Genomic DNA, 20,699 nt, shown 5'->3' on the forward strand with positions numbered 1-20,699 from the left:
AAAAAGAAAAGGGCGTGCGGTACGCCCTTTTTTATTGGTGGATTTAGTCGAGCAGTTTGGCGGCATCTTTATCCAAATACCATTCGGTAATCCCGTTTTTCGCCTTAATTTTTGCCGCAGGGTAGGGCAAGTTTTCGGCAGAGGTTGTTTGAATTTCCCTTAAAATTTCGGCTTTACTTGAACCGGTTACCAAGTAGGTGATACGTTTTGCCTGCTCAAGCAGTTTCGCCGTTTTAGAAATCCGAAGCTGACCGCTTTCAGGGTGTTTGGCAATGACAGCTAAATTCGGATCGGCAAAATCCGTTTGATGAGGGAAAAGCGAGGCGGTATGTCCGTCTGTCCCCATACCGAGAATAATCCAATCGAACTGCTGATTCGGCACGTAAGCGGTCAGTTCCTGCGAAAATCTTGCAAGCTCTTGTTCTACATCATCTTCCCCACGGATACGGTGGATATTTTCCGCTGGGATTTGAATATGATCGAACAGCAATTTCTGCACTTCACCATAATTACTCTCTGGATCCTGTGGCGGCACCATACGGTCGTCCCCCCACCAAAAATGGAGATTTGCCCAGTGAATACCCGTGTTATACGGCGCTTGCGCCAAGGTTTTAAACAATAATTTTGGTGTACTACCGCCCGATAGCGAAATATGTACCGCCCGATTTTGACGGCTATACAGTTGCAACTCTTGTGCAATTTTTTCTACCGCATTTTGTGCAGTGGGGAAGGTTAGGGTGTTCATTGTATAATCCTTGTAGTAAAAGAGAATTAGTCTAGCAGGATTAGGTTAGACTTGTTAGTCTCTTAAAGGTTTAGTTTTTCTTTTAAATATATAGCAGATTTTAGAGGAAAGTTCTGTGTTAAAATATATAAAGCACCTATACTAAAGGAACAAGATAAAAATAGAGATATAAGATATTTTTGTAAAGTGATATTTTCAGATAAGCTAATTAAAATGAGAATGTATAAAACTAATAAAAATAAAACTATAGAAAAAGCATAGTTAAAATACTTACCAAAAATATCTAATTTAGATATTTCTATTTTTAAACCTTCATCTGTTAATTTAAAGAATCTAGATGCTCTTTTGAAATGAAACAGTTCTATATCATTTTCTTTGTGTTTCACCAAAATAATTTCTCTTAATTTTTTGTTTGCAGAAATAGTTGTGCAAACTCTAAATACATATTCATCAATAACTTCTTGGGTTAATTCTTTTAAATAAATATTAGAGAGATTTTCTTTTATATTTAATAAGTTGTTAATTTTTGTATATTCTCTATTTGCATAATGTCGATGTATATATTCAAACTTTTGAAAAAATTGAATTATTATAAATATAATAATAGCAATAATAAACCCTATTGAAATTTCATTATTTGTTATAAAGTTTATTATTTCATTTTCTAATAAATCTCTAAATTTTCCTGTATCTAACATTTTTCTTCCTTATTAATACAATAAAAATGGATAATAGCTGAATGTCTATTATCCATTTTTTATTTCGTTTATCTGCGATCTACTTCACACTATTTTAACGCCACCCTAGCATTTCTAAACAATCGCATCCAAGCGCCGTCTTCGCTCCAGTTTTCCGGGTGCCAAGAATTGCTGACAGTGCGGAACACACGCTCTGGGTGTGGCATCATAATGGCGACTCGTCCGTCTGCGTTGCCGATAGCGGTAATACCCTGTACTGAGCCGTTCGGGTTGGCCGGGTAAACTTCGGTCGGTTGCAGGTTGTTGTCAATGTATTGTGCAATCACCAAGTTCTGTTTTTGCAAGTTCGCAAGCTGATCTGACCGCTTGAACTCTACTCGTCCTTCGCCGTGGCTGACAGCAATAGGCATATGTGAGCCTGCCATTCCGGCGAACCAGTGTGAGTGGGTGTCGTTGATTTTCACCAAGCCGACCCGCGCTTCAAAGCGTTCCGATTTATTACGCACAAAGCGAGGCCAATTTTCTGTGCCCGGAATAATTTCTGCGAGGTTTGAGACCATTTGACAGCCATTACACACACCGAGGGCAAGGGTATTCGGGTTAGCGAAGAATTGGCTGAACTGATCACGCAACATTGGGTTAAACAAAATGGATTTTGCCCAGCCGCCGCCTGCGCCGAGTACATCGCCGTAGGAGAAGCCGCCACAAGCGACTAACGCATTGAAATCTTTCAGATTGCGTCTGCCTGCGATGAGGTCGCTCATATGCACGTCAATCGCATTAAAGCTGGCACGGTCAAACGCTGCCGCCATTTCATAATGGCTGTTTACGCCCTGTTCACGCAAGATAGCAATCGTCGGTTTGACCCCTTTGTTGATAAACGGGGCGCAAATATCTTCGTTAATATCGTAGGTTAAATGGGCAGATAACCCTTTGTTATGCGGATCTTTTTTCGTTTCAAACTCTTGATCGGCACATTCCGGATTATCACGCAAACGCTGCATTTGGTGGGTCAATTCCGCCCAAATTCCACGCAATTCGGAGCGTTTTTCGCTAAGTAATTTGCGCGTGCCGCGGGCAATTTCAAAGCGATCTTCTACCACCACTGCGCCCAGTTCTTTAGTATGGGCAATCAGATTATGTGCTTGTAGCACATCACGCACGGCGGTTAATTCACTGTCGGCCACTTGAATCACTGCGCCCAATTCTTCGTTGAACAGTACGCCCAAGTCGTCATCGCCTAAGGCGCTGATGTCCACTTCCACCCCGCAGTGTCCTGCAAATGCCATTTCGGCGAGAGTAGTGATTAAACCGCCGTCCGAACGGTCGTGATAGGCAAGTAATTTCTGTTGTGAAACAAGGGCTTGCATTGCGTTGAAGAAGTTTTTCAACGTATCGGCATTGACTACGTCTGCCGGTTTGTCGCCCAGTTGTTTATACACTTGCGCCAAGGCGGTTGCGCCCAAACGGTTTTTGCCTTCGCCGAGGTCGATTAACAATAGGCGGGTTGCGCCTTTATCGGTGCGTAATTGTGGGGTAACGGTTTTGCGAACGTCTTCCACACGGGCAAAGGCACTGATCACGAGCGAGAGTGGGGCGGTAACGGTTTTTTGTTCGCCGTTTTCCGTCCAAGTGGTTTTCATTGACATTGAGTCTTTACCCACCGGAATGGTGATGCCGAGGGTTGGGCAAAGCTCTTCGCCGACGGCTTTCACTGCTTCGTAAAGCCCCGCATCTTCGCCGGCGTGTCCTGCTGCCGACATCCAGTTTGCCGAGAGTTTAATCCGTTTAATGTCGCCAATGTCGGTTGCGGCAATATTGGTGATTGCCTCGGCAACCGCTAAACGCGCAGATGCACCGAAGTCTAACAAAGCAACCGGCGCCCGTTCGCCCATTGACATTGCTTCGCCGTGGTAGCTGTCGAGGCTGGCAGTCGTTACCCCGCAGTCTGCGACCGGAATTTGCCACGGGCCGACCATTTGATCCCGTGCAACCATTCCTGTTACCGAGCGGTCGCCAATGGTGATTAAGAAGGTTTTTTCCGCTACAACCGGTAAGTGTAATACACGGTGGAACGCCTCTTTTAAGGTGATCTCTTCCGTTGCAAGCGGTGGGTTTTGCACGGTTTTTGACGAAACTTCACGGTGCATTTTCGGGGTTTTGCCGAGCAATACGTTCATCGGCAAATCGATCGGATTATTGTCAAAGTGGTTATCGTGCAGGGTGAGATGTTTTTCTTCGGTCGCTTCGCCGATCACGGCAAAGCAGGCACGCTCACGCTCACAGATTTCGGTGAATAGAGGTAATTTTTCCGGTGAAACGGCTAACACATAGCGTTCTTGAGATTCGTTACACCAAATTTCGAGCGGCGACATTCCTTTTTCATCGCAGAGAATATCACGCAGCTCAAATTTACCGCCCCGTTCACCGTCGTGAACCAATTCCGGCATTGCGTTGGACAAACCGCCCGCCCCGACATCGTGGATAAATAGAATCGGGTTATCTTCGCCCATTTGCCAGCAGCGGTCGATCACCTCTTGGCAGCGGCGTTCCATTTCCGGATTTTCACGTTGAACGGAAGCAAAATCCAAATCTTCTTTCGATTTGCCCGATGCCATTGAAGAGGCTGCTCCGCCACCTAAGCCGATGTTCATTGCCGGCCCGCCGAGGACGATCAATTTTGCCCCAACCGGAATTTCGCCTTTTTGAACGTGTTCGGCACGGATATTGCCGATCCCGCCCGCCAGCATAATCGGTTTGTGGTAGCCACGCACTTCCTCGCCGCCAAAGCTGTTTACTTTTTCTTCATAGGTACGGAAATAGCCGAGCAAGGCAGGGCGACCAAATTCATTGTTGAATGCGGCTCCGCCGAGCGGGCCTTCGATCATAATATCCAACGCAGAGGCGATACGGTTCGGCTTGCTCATTGGGTTTTCCCACGGTTGTTCAAAGTTCGGCACAAGTAGGTTGGACACGGAAAAACCGGTTAAGCCGGCTTTCGGTTTTGCGCCTCGTCCCGTTGCACCTTCATCACGGATTTCGCCGCCCGAACCGGTTGCCGCCCCCGGAAATGGTGAGATAGCAGTCGGGTGATTGTGGGTTTCCACTTTCATTAAAATATGCGCATCTTCATTATGATAGCGGTATTGCCCGTCTTGGTCGGGGAAGAAACGCCCGACCGTTGAGCCTTCCATCACAGCCGCATTGTCTTTGTAGGCGGAAAGTACATAATCAGGGTTTTTCTCGAAGGTATTTTTAATCATTTTGAACAGGGATTTATCCTGTTTTTTGCCGTCAATCGTCCAATCTGCATTGAAAATTTTGTGGCGGCAATGCTCCGAGTTGGCTTGTGCGAACATATACAGCTCAATATCGTGCGGGTTACGGCCCAGTGCGGTAAAGTTTTCCACCAAATAATCAATTTCATCTTCGGCAAGTGCCAAACCTAATTCGACATTCGCCACTTCTAACGCTTTGCGTCCCCCGTTCAAAATATCCACACAGGTGAACGGTTTCGGATCTTGTTGAGCAAAGAGCGCATCGGCTTGTTCAGGGGCATCTAACACGGTTTCTAACATTCGGTCGTGTAGCAAACCTTTTAAGGTGTCGAGTTGCTCGGCAGTCGGTTGGGCGGAAAAATCAAAGTAGTACGCCAAGCCACGCTCAATGCGATCAACGGCGGTTAATCCGCAATTATGGGCGATGTCAGTTGCTTTGGACGACCACGAAGAAATCGTGCCGATACGCGGGGTAACGATGAGGCAAAAGCCGGTCGGTTCGTGCTCTTCAAGGGTTGGCCCGTAGTGTAAAAGTTCTTGAATTTTAACGGTTTCGTCTGCTGCAAGCGGTCGGTTTAACGCCACAAAATGCAAATACTCGGCATAAACGGATTTCACCGGTAATTGCTGTTTTTCGAAAGTATGGGAAAGCTGGGTTAAACGAAATGCGGAAAGGGCAGGTGAGCCGCGAAAAGTTTGTACAGTCATTTGATGATTCCGTAGATGAAAAATAGAAATTTGGCGGTAATTATAACGGATAACGCAAACGTTTGCATTGTGAAATTTAACGATGTCGAGGTGGGGAAGTGAGATGCTTTTTGATTTGGATCAAATTAACTCGGTGCGTGAGGCAGATTTTTTTGATATTTCGAGTGCATAGCGTCAAAATACACACCGTTTGATGATTATTTCAAACGCTAAATTTATTTAATTTTTCATTCAAAAGGTAGCTTATGAGCCTATTACAACAAACTGACCCTGCTCGCCGCCGTTATGGCTTGGCGATTTTTATTGGTGTGATTGCCGGTATTATTTCGGTGTTTGTGAAATGGGGAGCGGAGCACCCGTTTCCGCCACGCAGCCCGTTTGATTTTTTTGCCGCAGCCTGTCAAGACCCTTCGCAAGCGATTGAAGTATGTTCCCGTGCGTTCTTAAACCCACCGCACGTTTTTTTGCGTGATTATATCGGGATTGACCCGACTGAAGCGGCGTTTATGTTTGCCGACCACGCTTTTAACTGGATTGGTGTAACCCATATGATTTTTTCATTGGTTTTTGCTATCTGGTATTGCGTCGTGGCGGAAATTTTCCCGAAAATCAAATTTTGGCAAGGCATCGGCGCAGGAATTATTGCAAACATCTGCGTGCATTATATTACCTTTCCGGCATTAGGTTTAACGCCGCCGGTAGCAGAGTGGCCATTGTATGAGCATATTTCCGAATTGGTCGGGCATATTTTTTGGTTCTGGACGATCGAGGTGATCCGCCGTGATTTGCGTAACCGCATCACCAAGCAGCCAGATCCGGAAGTGTCGCTTGAGCACGCCTCTCGCTAATTTTGGGTGAAGCAAAAAGGATGTGGAGAAATCCCGGCCTTTTGTTTTTGGTATAGGCTGTATGCAAATGTTGCAAAAGGCATCATTCTGACTAGGAACTGTCCAATCATTACTTTTTTTCAAAAAAAAATTTGACTTATTTTGCGAACCTAGTAATATGCACGCCCACAGACACAGTGAGTGGTGAGATGGCCGAGCAGGCTGAAGGCGCTCCCCTGCTAAGGGAGTATGGGGTTAAAAAGCTCCATCGAGGGTTCGAATCCCTCTCTCACCGCCATTTACTTTATCACGCACCCGTAGCTCAGCTGGATAGAGTACTCGGCTACGAACCGAGCGGTCAGAGGTTCGAATCCTCTCGGGTGCGCCATTTTAATGGTGTTCCAACATAATAAAGTCAATACACTGTTTCTCCCAAATCTGCACCCGTAGCTCAGCTGGATAGAGTACTCGGCTACGAACCGAGCGGTCAGAGGTTCGAATCCTCTCGGGTGCGCCATTTCAAATATCAGATCTTATCGTTCAACAGTTTCTCAAATAAGATTTCACCAAGCGAATTTTATGCTGACCTTTGCACATCAAGAACATATCCGAACTTACTATTCCGATACCCGAAATATTCATTTTCAACTGCCGAATTTAACCCAAGATTGCCATACGCAAGTGTGTATTATCGGTGGTGGTTTTTTAGGTCTCTCGACAGCCTTAGAGCTGGCGGAAAAAGGCAAAGAGGTAGTGGTTATCGAAGGGGCAAGGGTCGGTTTTGGGGCATCCGGACGCAGCGGCGGGCAAGCCATTAACGGCTTTGAAGACGGTATTGATGAATATATTGCGCAAATCGGCTTGGAGAATGCCCGCAAGTTGTGGGAAATGTCCCTCGAAGCGCTTGATATTATTGATGAGCGCATCAAAAAATACCAAATTCAGTGCGATTGGCAGCGGGGTTACGCCACCCTTGCGTTAAATCAACGCAGACTAGACGACCTGATTGCGATTGACCAAGCCAGCCGCAATATCTTTGGCTACCAACATATGCAGCTATGGGATAAAACTAAAGTCGAGCAGCACGTTGGCAGCCGTATTTACTGCGGCGGCTTGTTTGACAGCCAATCGGGTCATCTGCACCCGCTCAACTATTGCTTAGGTTTAGCCCAAGCCTGTCTCAAATTAGGGGTAAAAATTTATGAACATACCCCCGCACTCAAATTAGAGCCTTGCGGTAAGTCGGTCAAAATTACAACACCGGAAGGTGTGATTACCGCACAAAATGTGGTGTTAGCCACCAATGCCTACATTGATGCCAAATCAAATAAGCACATTAGCGGTAAGCTGGCGCGCAAAATTTTACCGGTGGAAAGTTTTATTATTGCGACCGAACCTCTAAGCCAAGCCCTTGCCGACTCGGTCATCAACAACGGAATGTCGGTGTGCGATAACAATATTTTCTTGGATTACTACCGCTTGAGTGCTGATAATCGCCTCCTTTTCGGGAGCGACTCCAGCACCAATGTTGATATGGTGGCAAAAATGCGGCGGAATATGCTGGATGTGTTTCCGCAGTTGGAAGATGTCAAAATTGATTACGGTTGGGGTGGTCCGATTGATATGACGATCAACTCTGCGCCGCATTTTGGGCGTACCCAACCCAATATTTATTTTGCACAGGGGTTCTCCGGACACGGCGTAGCGCTGACCGGTTTGGCTGGACGCATTATCGCCGAAGCGATTGAGGGGAATGACGAGCGGTTAGCAGTATTTGAAAATCTGAAAATCCCAAGCCTGTTCGGTGGACGTTTCGTCAAAAAAATGGCACTGAAAATCGGCACGAATTACTATAAGTTTTTGGATAAATACCGTTAAACAATCTATTGTGAAAAAGGTGCAAAAAGCCGATATTATTTAGCAAATGCACAAAAATAGACATTTTAACAGAATGTAGGGACACACTGCGTGTGTCCTTTATAAAAATCAAATTATTTCAATAGGTTAAAATCCGGACACACTCAGAGTGTCCCTACAAGCGAATAAAAAACAACTTTGTGCTACTGCTACATAATATTGCAAAAAGCGGGTGATTTGCCCGCTTTTTTTTACGAAATTGTGTGGCAGTTACACAACACGGAGATTTTATTTCGGTCGTAGCGATATACAGAGTGTGTCTAATATCTCTCATTTCAATGGCTTATAGAGGGCGTTTAGTAAGCCTCCATTTTTATGTTGTGCGTGGGGCGAGCCATCATATTTCTTAAGGCGGTTTAGCTTGCGGTGCGTTGGCGGACAATCTCAAACAGGCAGATACCGGTGGCAACGGACACATTTAAGGACGATACCGAACCTGCCATTGGGATACTGACTAATTGATCGCAATGTTCACGGGTCAGTCGTCGCATTCCTTCGCCCTCTGCGCCCATCACCAATGCAATTGCACCGTTTAATTTCGTTTGATATAAGTTTTCGCTGGCTTCGCCTGCTGTACCGACAATCCAAATCTGGCGAGCCTGCAATTCCCGCATTGTACGGGCGAGGTTGGTTACCCTGATCAAAGGCATTGTTTCGGCTGCACCGCATGCCACTTTGCGAGCGGTGGCGGTCAGTTGGGCGGATTTGTCTTTCGGCACAATCACGGCATCAACCCCTGCCGCATCTGCGGTGCGTAAACACGCCCCTAAATTATGCGGATCAGTTACCTCATCTAAAATAAGCAACAATGGCGCAGATTTGGCGGCTAAAATCGTATCCAGATCATTTTCGTTCAGCTCTTTAGCGGGCATAATGCGGGCGATGATCCCTTGATGTACCTCGTCTTGAGCTTTATTGTCCAAGGTTTGACGGTTCACCTGTTGCACTGTAATGCCGTAGCGTTGTAGCGCCGTGAGTAGCGGGGTAAGGCGTTTATCTTCCCGTCCTTTTAGGACGAAGACCTCGATTAAACGTTCCGGTGCATTGTCTAAGAATGCTTTAACGGCGTGGATACCGTAAATTTGTTCGCTCATTTGTGTTCCTTATTTTATCTGACAAGCGGTCAGTTTAAGGGGAAAATGTGCAGTGATGGCTTGCGACGCGCGTTCTGCCTCCCTGCAATGTATTAACATTCATATTCGTGTTTTTGCAAATTTTCTGTGAAAACGGACCGCTTGCGCATTAGTGTTCCCGTGTTTTAAAGAAGGTAACGTCCGGATAACGCTCTTGGGCAAGGTTGAGATTAACCATTGTCGGCGCAATATAGGTGAGGTTATCGCCGCCGTCTAAGGCTAAATTCTGTTCGTTTTTGCGTTTAAATTCCTCAAATTTTTTCGCATCATTGCACTCAACCCAGCGGGCAGTTGCCACATTTACCGTTTCGTAAATCGCCTCTACGTTGTACTCGGTTTTTAAGCGGGACACGACCACATCAAACTGTAACACCCCAACCGCGCCCACGATTAAATCGTTGTTAATTAACGGGCGGAACACTTGCACTGCCCCTTCTTCAGAAAGTTGTACCAATCCTTTTAGCAGTTGTTTTTGTTTGAGTGGATCTTTTAGCCGAATACGGCGGAACAGCTCCGGCGCAAAGTTGGGAATGCCAGTAAATTTAAGGCTCTCGCCTTGCGTGAAGGTATCGCCGATTTGGATCGTGCCGTGATTGTGTAAGCCGATAATATCGCCGGCGTAGGCTTCTTCGGCGTGGGCACGGTCGCCCGCCATAAAGGTGAGTGCATCGGAAATGACTACCTCTTTGCCGATCCGAACGTGTTTGAGCTTCATTCCCTTTTCATATTTGCCCGAAACGACACGCATAAACGCTACCCGATCTCGATGTTTCGGATCCATATTGGCTTGAATTTTGAACACAAAGCCGCTGAATTTTTCTTCGCTGGCGGCTACGCTACGCACATCGGCTTGGCGGGCTTGCGGGGCTGGCGACCACGCCGTTAAACCGTCTAGGAAATGATCTACCCCGAAATTGCCGAGCGCCGTGCCGAAGAAGACCGGCGTGAGCTCGCCTTTTAAGAAAGCATCCAACTCAAATTCATTGCTTGCCCCTTGCACTAATTCCAGTTCATCACGCAGTTGTTGGGCAAGATCGCTGCCGACCGCATCATCAAGCTCGGCACTGTTTAACCCTTTGACAATGCGGACATCTTGAATTGTATGCCCCTGCCCGCTTTGGTAAAGATAGGTTTCGTCTTTGGCAAGGTGGTAAACGCCTTTGAACAATTTGCCGCAGCCGATCGGCCAAGTGATTGGCGCACAGCGAATTTTCAGAACGCTTTCCACTTCGTCCAATAATTCCATCGGATCACGAATATCACGGTCGAGCTTGTTCATAAAGGTTAAAATCGGGGTATCACGCAGGCGGGTAACTTCCATCAATTTAATCGTGCGCTCTTCAACCCCTTTTGCCGAGTCAATCACCATTAGGCAGCTATCGACGGCGGTGAGGGTGCGGTAGGTATCTTCCGAAAAGTCTTCGTGCCCCGGCGTGTCCAGCAGGTTTACAAGGCAATCGTTATAGGGGAACTGCATCACGGAGGTGGTAATGGAAATTCCCCGTTGTTTTTCCATTTCCATCCAGTCGGATTTGGCGTGAGCGGTTGAGCCTTTGCCTTTGACCGAACCGGCTTTTTGAATGGCATTGCCGTAGAGCAAGACTTTTTCGGTAATGGTGGTTTTACCGGCATCGGGGTGAGAAATAATCGCAAAGGTGCGTCTTTTATTCACTTGTTGTGGGTAATCGTTTAAAGACATTCTATTCTCTTTATCTTTGAAAAATGGCGACTATTTTCCCCGATCTGTGCAAAGATAACAACCAAGATTGGCGAATTATGCTACACTTTGCACACTTTTCACTTCAACTGACCGCTTGCAAAAGGAGAGAAAAATGAATTGGTTTATTTATGCCCTGAAAAACAGTTTTAATTTCAAAGACCGTGCTAGACGTAAAGAGTACGGTTGGTTTTTTTTGATAATCGTCTTAATAAGTGTTACTTTGGCTTTTATACAGTCCTTTAGTGAGAAATTAAATCAGAATACCATAAGCGACACGATCAAAGTAATGACGTATATTTTCGAACTATTAATGCTTGTTCCCAGTATTAGCATTACAACACGTCGTTTGCACGATCTCGGTTATTCCGGGTGGTGGCAAGTTTCGATTATTATCTTGGAGCTTCCGCTCTATGCATTGGATATCATAGAGTCTTTTGATAATTTTGATTTTTCTCTTTATATCAAGAATATATCTAGCAGTAATGCGGTGATAGTAGCAATGTCAGCAATTATTTTCTTATTGGTTTATGTGGGCTTTAATTTATGGTTGCTATTCAAAGACGGGCAACCGCACGCAAATAAATATGGTGAAAGTCCGAAATATCCATCTGATAATTCAAATCCAACGTCAGCGAATAATCTGGGTAATTTAGACGCATAAATGAAAGAAAGGGACTATCGCCCCCTTTTTATATTATTCTACCGTAACCGCTTTGGCTAAGTTTCTCGGTTGATCCACATCAGTGCCTTTAATTAGGGCGATATGGTAAGAGAGTAACTGTAACGGCACAGTGTAGAAAATCGGGGCGGTAACCTCGTCCACTTTCGGGAAGACCACGGTCTTAAAGCCTTCGCTTTCGCTAAAGCCGGCATCGTGATCGGTGAACACATAAAGCTGACCGCCTCTTGCCCGCACTTCTTCAATATTTGATTTTACTTTTTCCAACAGATCATTTTCCGGCGCAACGACAATCACCGGCATATCGCTGTCAATCAGCGCAAGCGGGCCGTGTTTTAATTCACCGGCGGCATAGGCTTCGGCGTGAATATAGGAAATCTCTTTGAGCTTTAATGCCGATTCCATTGCGATTGGGTAAAACTCACCACGTCCGAGGAACAGTGTGTGGTGTTTGTCCGCGAAATCTTCGGACAGTTTTTCGATCGCTTTATCAAATACTAACGCACTTTCAATTTGTGCCGGCAGGCGTTGTAAGGCTTGAACAATATGCTGTTCCTGCGCTTCACTGACCGTGCCTTTTAAGCGACCGAGTGCTACGTTTAACAACAATAAACAGGTTAATTGGGTGGTGAACGCTTTAGTTGATGCTACGCCGATTTCGACGCCCGCTTTTGTCATAAAAGCGAAATCCGATTCGCGTACAAGGGACGAGCTTGCCACGTTACAAATAGTCATTGCCGACATATAGCCCGACTCTTTCGCTAAACGTAATGCCGCCAAGGTATCTGCCGTTTCGCCGGATTGAGAAAGTGTGATCAATAAGCTGTTCGGGCGGGTAACAAATTTGCGATAACGGAACTCGGAGGCGATTTCCACATCGCAGCTTACCCCTGCAATCGACTCAAACCAATAACGTGCAACCATACCCGCATTATAAGACGTACCGCACGCCACAATTTGAATATGCTCAACGCGTTTTAGGATAGCCTCTGCGTCTTTGCCGATAGCGTCAATCACCACTTTGTCATTATGAATACGACCTTCAAGGGTATTGCGGATCGCCACCGGCTGCTCAAAAATCTCTTTTTGCATATAGTGGCGGTATGGGCCTTTATCTGCCGCATCGGCTTCAAAGTTACCCTCGTGGATAGCTCGTTCGACTTTAATGCCGTTTTGATCGTAAATCTCGACACTGCGGCGGCTGATTTCAGCCACATCGCCTTCTTCAAGGTAGATGAAACGGCGGGTAACGCTAAGCAGTGCCAGCGGGTCGGAGGCGAGGAAGTTTTCGCCCATTCCCAAGCCGATCACTAACGGGCTGCCGGAGCGAGCCACCACCAAATGTTCTGGCTCGTTTTGGTTCATTACCACCGTACCGTAAGCGCCACGCAGTTGAACAACGGTTTTTTGTACTGCTTCTAACAGAGTACCGGTAGAACGGAGTTCCCATTCGACTAAATGCGCAATCACTTCCGTATCCGTTTGGGATTGGAAAACGTAGCCCCGTTGTTGCAGGGTTTCACGCAATTCCTCATAGTTTTCGATGATACCGTTGTGTACCACCGCAATGTTGCTGGAACGGTGCGGGTGAGCATTGGTTTCGGACGGCTCGCCGTGGGTCGCCCAGCGGGTGTGAGCAATACCCGTCCCGCCTAAAATCGGCGATTGTGCTAGGGCATCATCTAAGGCTTTCACCTTGCCGACCCGGCGGACGATTTGCAGTTCGTGATCGGCATTTAGCACCGCCACCCCTGCGGAGTCGTAACCCCGATATTCTAAACGGTGTAAACCGTCCACTAAAATTTCTGCGACATCACGTTGCGCGACTGCGCCGACAATTCCACACATAATTGCTTTTCCTTTATAAAATTAAAATAGATTAACAAGCGGGCGGATTTTCGCTGTTTTTTGCGATAATCACCTTCACCCCTTGCTGTTCGAGACAGGATTTCACTTCGTCAGACAACTCATCATCGGTAATCAGTTTGTCGATTTGTTGCCATTCAAGTTCGATATTGGGCATTTTTCGCCCGATTTTTTGGGATTCGATCAACACAATCACCTCACGGGAAACGTCCGCCATTACTTGACTTAGCCCGACCAACTCGTTAAAGGTGGTTGTACCCCGTGCGAGATCGAGGCTGTCTGCGCCGATAAACAGTTGATCGAAATCGTAAGAACGCAACACTTTTTCTGCGACTTTGCCCTGAAAGGATTCGGAGCGGGCGTCCCAAGTGCCGCCGGTCATCAACACGGTCGGTTCACACTCTAAGACGGTTAATTCATTGGCGAGGGCGAGAGAGTTAGTCATTACCACCAAGCCGGTTTGATCGAGCAGTTTGACTAATGCCCCCGTTGTGCTGCCGCTGTCAATGATGATACGGTTGTGATCCCGTATCTGTCGGAGCGCTGTTTGAGCGATGGCTAACTTTTGGTTCGAAAGTTTTTCCGGCGTTTCATCATTCAACTCGGACGGCATTTTGATAGCACCGCCGTAACGGCGCAGTAAAAAACCGCTTTCTTCCAGGGCGGTTAAATCTTTGCGGATCGTTACTTCAGAGGTTTCAAACAGGTTGGATAAATGCTCTACACTCACTTCGCCTTCAGACTGCACTAAATTGGCAATGAATTGGCGGCGCTGTTGTGTGTTTCGTTTCGACATATTTGTTGATGATTTATCTTTCGTTTCGAAAATTTGTTGCGGATTATAGCGGGAAAAGATCGGAAAGAAAAGCGAAAATAGCAGTCAATAAAAAAGGTGGCTATTGCCACCTCAAATTTACGCATAAATTATTGATTGTTTTGTACGTAGTCAATCGCAGATTGAACGGTTGTGATTTTTTCCGCTTCTTCATCAGGAATTTCAATATCGAATTCTTCTTCTAAAGCCATCACAAGCTCAACAGTGTCAAGTGAATCTGCGCCTAAATCTTCAATGAATGAAGCTTCAGGTTTCACATCTTCCGCTTTAGCACCTAATTGATCAACGATGATTTTTTTTACGCGTTCTTCAATGCTCATTTTGTGTTTCCTATGTAAAATTCGCCTAAATGCGAGAGTTAAACAGTGTAAAGAAAATTCCTCTAAATTCAACCTCTTTTGGCAGAAGTCAAACCAGATTACGCTTTTCCCCACACCTGAACTAAATCGTTTTGCTCAGCAGCGGAGCGAAAAAGCGACCGCATTCTACCACAGAAGACGGCAAATTATCCATAGGGGATTTTTGATCGAACGCCAATTTTGGCTTGATTTCCCGATACAAGCGGTCAGATGCGGCAAATTTTTTGCAAATGCGAAAATTGTTTGCCGATCCTCGCTCATTTTGTTTTAGAATAAGCCGATTTTCCGAATTTATACGGCATTTTTAATTTGATGAAACAGGACACACAATGCGTACAAGCCAATATTTATTCTCAACCTTAAAAGAAACCCCGAATGACGCTCAAGTAGTCAGCCACCAACTGATGCTGCGTGCCGGAATGATCCGCCCCCTCGCCTCCGGTTTATACAACTGGTTACCAACGGGTTTGCGGGTATTGAAAAAAGTGGAAAACATTATCCGTGAAGAAATGGATAAATCCGGCGCGCTGGAAGTGGAAATGCCGGTGGTACAGCCGGCGGATTTATGGGTGGAATCGCAACGTTGGGACGACTACGGCCCCGAGTTATTACGGTTTAACGACCGCGGCAACCGTGCCTTTGTGCTTGGTCCGACACACGAAGAGGTGATCACCGATTTAGTCCGCCGTGAAATCAGCTCATACCGCCAACTACCGCTCAATTTATACCAAATTCAAACCAAATTCCGTGACGAAGTACGCCCACGTTTCGGGGTAATGCGCGGGCGTGAGTTTTTAATGAAAGACGCTTACTCGTTCCACACCAACCGCGAATCGTTGCAAGAAACCTATGACGTAATGCACCAGACTTACAGCAATATTTTCAGCCGCTTAGGATTGGATTTCCGTCCGGTCGCAGCGGATACCGGCTCGATCGGCGGCAGTGCCTCGCACGAGTTCCAAGTATTAGCTCAAAGTGGTGAAGATGACGTGGTGTTCTCGACCGAATCCAACTATGCGGCGAATATTGAACTTGCCGAAGCAATCGCCGTGGGAGAACGTCAAGCCCCTACCAAAGCACTGGAATTGGTGGATACGCCGAATGCAAAAACCATTGCGGAATTGGTCGAACAATTTAGTTTGCCAATCGAAAAAACGGTTAAAACCCTGATTGTGAAAGGAGCGGACGAAAACCAACCGCTTGTTGCGTTAATCGTGCGTGGCGATCACGACTTAAATGAAATCAAAGCCACCAAACTGGCGGAAGTTGCCGAGCCGTTTGCCTTTGCCGATGAAGCAGAGATTAAGGCAAAAATCGGGGCGGGCGTTGGTTCGCTCGGGCCGGTAAATCTCAATATTCCGATGATTATTGACCGTTCCGTAGCCTTAATGAGCGATTTTGGTGCAGGCGCAAATATTGACGGCAAACACTATTTCAACGTGAACTGGGAACGGGATGTCGCCTTGCCAAAAGTGGCGGATTTACGCAATGTAGTTGAAGGCGATCCGAGTCCGGACGGCAAAGGCACATTGCAAATCAAGCGGGGGATTGAAGTCGGGCATATTTTCCAGCTCGGCGATAAATATTCCCTAGCGATGAATGCGACCGTACAAGGCGAAGACGGTCGCCCGCAAACTTTAATTATGGGCTGCTACGGCATCGGCGTAACCCGTGTGATCGCTGCCGCAATTGAACAGCACCACGACGAACGCGGCATTATTTGGCCGACCGATGAAATTGCACCGTTTACGGTCGCGATTGTGCCGATGAATATGCACAAATCGGAAAAAGTGCAGGCGTTTGCCGAGGAACTGTACCGCACTTTACGCTCCCAAGGGGTAGAGGTGATTTTTGACGATCGCAAAGAGCGTCCGGGCGTGATGTTTGCCGATATGGAATTGATCGGCGTGCCGCATATGATCGTCATCGGCGAGAAAAACCTCGATAACGGCGAAATTGAGTACAAAAACCGCCGCCACGGTGAAAAACAGATGATCGCTAAAGATCAGATCCTGGATTTCATCAAAGGGCAGCTCAACGCTTAATTTGCAAAAAATGCTTCAAAAAAGACCGCTTGTAAGCGGTCTTTTTATTTTGGTTTTGTGTAAATCAGTAAATCGCACCGCCGGCTATGTGGAGATCGGTCTCTTTGGTTAATGTTGTTTGAATAGCGATTTTAATCCCTTGCACTAAGGTATCCAGTGCCATTGTCGGCGCGTTTCGGTGTCGTACGCCTTGTTCCAATAAAAATGGAATATGGATAAAACCGCCTCGGCAGTTCGGGGTATTTTTCGCCAAATAATCCAGTAGCCCGAACATCGTGTGGTTGCACACATAGCTCCCTGCTGACAGCGATAATGCGGCAGGTATGCCGGCGGTTTTGAGTGCTTGTACAATCGCTTTGCAAGGAAGCGTAGCAAAATAGGCGTTCGGGGCATTCGGTACAACCGCCGTATCAATCGGCTGTTGCCCTGCGTTATCGGGAATGGCTGCATCATTTAAGTTGATTGCCACCCGCTCTATTTGCAAATTTGCCACACCCCCTGCCTGCCCGATACAGATCACGACATCGGGCTGAATGGCTTCAATGTTAGCGAACAGTTCGGTTAAGGCACGATCAAACATACAGGGCAGTTGTACAGCCACTACATTCTCACTCTGTTCTGCGACCACTTTTGCCACTTCCCAAGAGGGATTGATCGGTTCGTGGTTAAACGGCTCAAAGCCGGTTAAAAGGACTTTTTTCATAGGCATCATTTCTGTTTACATTAAATTAACTTTTATGCTAGTTTATTGAACAAATTATAACACTAACAGGAGCGAATGAATGAAAAAGACAACATTTTTACTGACGACACTGACTCTGCTTATCGCGGGGCAATCTGCCACCGCTGCTGTTGTGCCTGAGGGGGTTAAGCTGAGAGCCAAGCAGGAAATTGTGATTAACAACGGCGCAGAACCTGCCTCACTCGATCCGCATAAAGTGGAAGGCATTCCCGAAGCGGTGATTATCCGCCAACTGTTTGAAGGGCTGGTGGTTCGAGATCAATGGGGAAATATCCAAGCAGGTACGGCAACAGAATGGCACAGCAACGAGGATTTTACCCGGTGGACATTTAAACTTAGAGAGGCAAAATGGTCTAACGGCGATCCGCTTTCTGCCGATGATTTTGTGTATGCGTGGCAACGGTTAGCCGATCCCAAAACCGCCTCACCCTATGCGAGCTACCTTGAAAAGCTCAAACTCAACCACTCCACTGACATCATCAACGGTAAAAAATCCCCCACCGAACTGGGTATTCAAGCCTTAGACGCTCACACTTTACAGCTCAATTTAAGCTCGCCCGTGCCGTATTTGCCTGCAATGTTAGTGTCTCACGCTCTTGTGCCGATACACAAAGCGAGCGTGGACAAATTTGGCGATAAATGGATAGAAGTCGGGCATTTTGTCGGCAATGGCGCTTACACGCTTGCCGAGCGAGTGCTAAACGAAAAATTGGTCTTTACGCGTAATGCTCATTATTGGAACGACAAAGAAACGGTGATCAACAAAGCGACCTTGCTTTCACTTGCCTCCGCCAATGCCGATGTCGCACGCTACCGAGCCAACGATTTGGATATGACAAGCACCGGCATTCCTGCCGATCTTTACCCCAAACTCAAGGCAGAATTAGCCGATCAACTCTACACCACCCGCACCATTGCCACCTACTTCTATGCGTTTAATAACGCCAAAGCACCGTTTAATGATATACGGGTGCGTAAAGCGTTAAACCTCGCACTGCAACGAGACATTATTACCGATAAAGTGCTGGGAATGGGGCAAACGCCCACCTACACTCACACGCCGAATTATATTGGTGAAGGGGAGAAAATTCAGTCGCCCGCTTATGCCAAATTGTCGCAAGCAGAACGTAATCAGCAAGCGATTGAATTGCTCAAAGAGGCAGGCTTTGATAAGCAAAATCCTTTAAAATTCAACTTGTTATATAATACCTCTGAAAATCACAAGAAAATTGCGATTGCAGTGATTTCAATGTGGAAAGCGAATACCAACGGTGCGGTGCAAGTTTCGTTGGAAAATCAGGAATGGAAAACCTTTTTGGCGACACGCAATCAGGGCTTGTTTGATGTCTCACGCTCTGCTTGGCAGGGAGAATACAACAACCCGACCGCTTTCCAAAATAACTTCCTAACCAACAGTAGCTATAACGATGCATTTTTCTCAAACGCCGCCTATGATGCGTTGATTGAAAGCTCATACTACGCCAAAACAGCGGAAGAACGCAGTGAAATTTACGCCAAAGCAGAGCAAGCCTTTATGGCGCAATACCCGATTGTACCGGTATATAACTCGGTGAATGTACGCTTGGTGAAACCCTATGTCAAAGGCTTTACCACCACCGATCCGCAGGATTATTACTATATTCGCAATCTCTACTTAACCGAATAATCGGTTTTGCCACATAATCATCTAAAAAGACCGCTTGCAAGCGGTCTTTTACGTTGAGTTTTTTGCGGTATTATGTAGCAAATGCACAAAAATAGACATTTTAACAGAATGTAGGGATACACTGCGTGTGTCCGGATTTTAACCTATTGAAATAATTTGATTTTTATAAAGGACACACGCAGTGTGTCCCTACAAGCGAACAAAAAACAACTTTGTGCAACGGCTACAGAATATTGATTTTTTGTAATTATGCTGCGAAAAAGCCGGTGGTATATTTAGCAATCACCAGTTCTTCATTAGTTGGAATGACGTAGGCAGAATGCAGCGATTTTTCGGTAGTAATTTCACCGCTGTTGCCGAAACGGGCGGCAAGGTTGCGTTGCTGATCGAGTTCAAAGCCTAAAATGGTCAGTTTTTCTAACACCAAGCGGCGTACCAGTTCGGAGTTTTCGCCGATCCCGCCGGTAAATACAATCGCATCAAGCTGATTGTCGAGTAGCATCGCATAAGCACCTATATATTTTACCAAACGGTGAATATAGACTTCCAACGCAATGCGGCAATTTTTATCTTGTTCGTAATGTTCGGTAATGTAGCGGAAATCGCTGCTGCTACCGCTCAAGCCGAGCAAGCCCGATTGTTTGTTGATTAAGTTGCTGGTTTCTTCAGTGGAGAGATCCAATTTCTGTTTGAGGTAAATTAACAACGCCGGATCAATATCACCGCAGCGTGTCCCCATTACTAATCCTTCGCACGGTGTGAAGCCCATTGAGGTATCAATACTCTCGCCGTTTTTGATTGCCGTGATGGATGCACCGTTACCCAAATGGCAGCTAATCATATTCAAATCGGATAACGGCTTGCCGAGCTGCTCCGCCGTTTTATAAGCAATGTAATAATGGCTGATGCCGTGGAAACCGTAGCGGCGAATGCCGTATTGCTCATAGAGGGAAATCGGTAGCGGGTAGAGGTAAGCGTGGGCAGGCAGCGTGGCGTGGAAGCCCGTATCAAACACCGCCACATTTTTGGCTTTTAAGTGTGGAAAGGCGGTTTGTGCCGCGCGTACCCCCATAATATTTGCGGGATTGTGCAACGGGGCGAGCTCAAACAGTTTTTCCACTTCGCCGATGACTTCTTCGGTGATCAAGGTCGGCTGATGATATTTTTCGCCGCCGTGGGTGATGCGATGCCCGATGGCTTGAATGCTCTCTTTTAATTGCGGGTAATCGGCAAGGATCTTATCGGTAACAAAGGTCAGTGCATCGGTATGGGTCGCGTGAGGGGCGAGGGGCGCGTTAAATTTCTCGCCTGCATATTTCCAACTGATTTTTGCCTCTGCCAGCCCCAAACATTCCGCTAAACCGGACAGCAGGCTTTCTTCACTGTGCGGATCGATAATCGAAAATTTTAACGATGAGCTGCCACAGTTAATCACCAAGATATTATGTTGCTTCGACATTATAATTCCCCCATATTAGATG

General features: G+C 46.5%; 15 protein-coding genes and 3 tRNA genes. 8 read left to right on the forward strand and 10 right to left on the reverse strand.

What is annotated here, in order from left to right; genetic code table 11:
* Window positions 1-43: 43 nt before the first annotated feature.
* From pgl to purL, 3 genes are all read right to left on the reverse strand, one after another.
* Window positions 44-745 carry a 6-phosphogluconolactonase gene (gene pgl / locus E4T80_RS04800; protein ID WP_135055542.1) on the reverse strand — a complete coding sequence of 234 codons (702 nt, stop codon included), beginning with the start codon at window positions 743-745 and terminating at the stop codon, window positions 44-46.
* A gap of 62 nt (window positions 746-807) precedes the next feature.
* A complete protein-coding gene (locus tag E4T80_RS04805) occupies window positions 808-1,443 on the reverse strand; it encodes a hypothetical protein (RefSeq protein ID WP_135055545.1) in 636 nt (211 codons plus the stop codon).
* A gap of 89 nt (window positions 1,444-1,532) precedes the next feature.
* Window positions 1,533-5,429, reverse strand: coding sequence for a phosphoribosylformylglycinamidine synthase (gene purL / locus E4T80_RS04810; RefSeq protein WP_135055548.1), 3,897 nt, complete (start codon window positions 5,427-5,429; stop codon window positions 1,533-1,535).
* A 245-nt stretch (window positions 5,430-5,674) separates the two neighbouring features.
* On the opposite strand from purL, the gene E4T80_RS04815 reads away from it, so the two are divergent.
* The 5 genes from E4T80_RS04815 (at window position 5,675) to E4T80_RS04835 (ending at window position 8,134) form a co-directional block, all read left to right on the forward strand.
* A complete protein-coding gene (locus E4T80_RS04815; RefSeq protein ID WP_135055551.1) occupies window positions 5,675-6,277 on the forward strand; it encodes a YagU family protein in 603 nt (200 codons plus the stop codon).
* A 182-nt stretch (window positions 6,278-6,459) separates the two neighbouring features.
* A tRNA-Ser gene (locus tag E4T80_RS04820) sits at window positions 6,460-6,554 on the forward strand.
* Window positions 6,555-6,567: 13 nt separating this feature from the next.
* Window positions 6,568-6,644, forward strand: a tRNA-Arg gene (locus E4T80_RS04825).
* Between the two features lie 52 nt (window positions 6,645-6,696).
* A tRNA-Arg gene (locus E4T80_RS04830) sits at window positions 6,697-6,773 on the forward strand.
* Between the two features lie 62 nt (window positions 6,774-6,835).
* Window positions 6,836-8,134 (forward strand): NAD(P)/FAD-dependent oxidoreductase, encoded by a 1,299-nt coding sequence (locus tag E4T80_RS04835; protein ID WP_135055553.1) that lies wholly within the window; start codon window positions 6,836-6,838, stop codon window positions 8,132-8,134.
* Between the two features lie 395 nt (window positions 8,135-8,529).
* On the opposite strand, the gene rlmB is transcribed toward E4T80_RS04835, so the two are convergent.
* Together rlmB and prfC are read right to left on the reverse strand one after the other, a co-directional pair.
* Window positions 8,530-9,267 carry a 23S rRNA (guanosine(2251)-2'-O)-methyltransferase RlmB gene (gene rlmB / locus E4T80_RS04840; RefSeq protein WP_135055556.1) on the reverse strand — a complete coding sequence of 246 codons (738 nt, stop codon included), beginning with the start codon at window positions 9,265-9,267 and terminating at the stop codon, window positions 8,530-8,532.
* Between the two features lie 148 nt (window positions 9,268-9,415).
* On the reverse strand, window positions 9,416-11,005 hold the full coding sequence (gene prfC, locus E4T80_RS04845; RefSeq protein WP_135055559.1) for a peptide chain release factor 3: 1,590 nt from the start codon (window positions 11,003-11,005) through the stop codon (window positions 9,416-9,418).
* Between the two features lie 133 nt (window positions 11,006-11,138).
* Between prfC and E4T80_RS04850 the strand changes: the two genes are divergently transcribed.
* Window positions 11,139-11,687, forward strand: a complete 549-nt coding sequence (locus tag E4T80_RS04850) for a DUF805 domain-containing protein (protein WP_135055562.1) — start codon at window positions 11,139-11,141, stop codon at window positions 11,685-11,687.
* Between the two features lie 33 nt (window positions 11,688-11,720).
* Here the strand turns inward: E4T80_RS04850 and glmS are convergent, their stop codons facing one another.
* The 3 genes from glmS to acpP all read right to left on the reverse strand — a co-directional run bounded on the left by glmS (window position 11,721) and on the right by acpP (window position 14,726).
* Window positions 11,721-13,553: a glutamine--fructose-6-phosphate transaminase (isomerizing) gene (glmS, locus tag E4T80_RS04855; protein ID WP_135055565.1), complete on the reverse strand. Its 1,833-nt coding sequence runs from the start codon at window positions 13,551-13,553 to the stop codon at window positions 11,721-11,723.
* A 31-nt stretch (window positions 13,554-13,584) separates the two neighbouring features.
* Window positions 13,585-14,367: a DeoR/GlpR family DNA-binding transcription regulator gene (locus E4T80_RS04860; RefSeq protein WP_135055568.1), complete on the reverse strand. Its 783-nt coding sequence runs from the start codon at window positions 14,365-14,367 to the stop codon at window positions 13,585-13,587.
* A 128-nt stretch (window positions 14,368-14,495) separates the two neighbouring features.
* Window positions 14,496-14,726, reverse strand: coding sequence for an acyl carrier protein (gene acpP / locus E4T80_RS04865; protein ID WP_006249478.1), 231 nt, complete (start codon window positions 14,724-14,726; stop codon window positions 14,496-14,498).
* A gap of 368 nt (window positions 14,727-15,094) precedes the next feature.
* On the opposite strand from acpP, the gene proS reads away from it, so the two are divergent.
* Window positions 15,095-16,810: a proline--tRNA ligase gene (gene proS, locus E4T80_RS04870; RefSeq protein ID WP_135055571.1), complete on the forward strand. Its 1,716-nt coding sequence runs from the start codon at window positions 15,095-15,097 to the stop codon at window positions 16,808-16,810.
* Between the two features lie 64 nt (window positions 16,811-16,874).
* Here proS and pcp read toward each other — a convergent pair whose 3' ends face one another.
* Window positions 16,875-17,513: a pyroglutamyl-peptidase I gene (gene pcp, locus E4T80_RS04875; protein ID WP_135055574.1), complete on the reverse strand. Its 639-nt coding sequence runs from the start codon at window positions 17,511-17,513 to the stop codon at window positions 16,875-16,877.
* A gap of 79 nt (window positions 17,514-17,592) precedes the next feature.
* Between pcp and E4T80_RS04880 the strand changes: the two genes are divergently transcribed.
* Window positions 17,593-19,218, forward strand: coding sequence for an ABC transporter substrate-binding protein (locus E4T80_RS04880; protein WP_135055577.1), 1,626 nt, complete (start codon window positions 17,593-17,595; stop codon window positions 19,216-19,218).
* Window positions 19,219-19,465: 247 nt separating this feature from the next.
* Here the strand turns inward: E4T80_RS04880 and E4T80_RS04885 are convergent, their stop codons facing one another.
* Complete coding sequence (locus tag E4T80_RS04885; protein ID WP_135055579.1) at window positions 19,466-20,677, reverse strand: acetate kinase; 1,212 nt, start codon at window positions 20,675-20,677, stop codon at window positions 19,466-19,468.
* Window positions 20,678-20,699: the final 22 nt, after the last annotated feature.

Origin of the sequence: Muribacter muris (assembly GCF_004569585.1) — a bacterium.
GTDB lineage: Bacteria > Pseudomonadota > Gammaproteobacteria > Enterobacterales > Pasteurellaceae > Muribacter > Muribacter muris.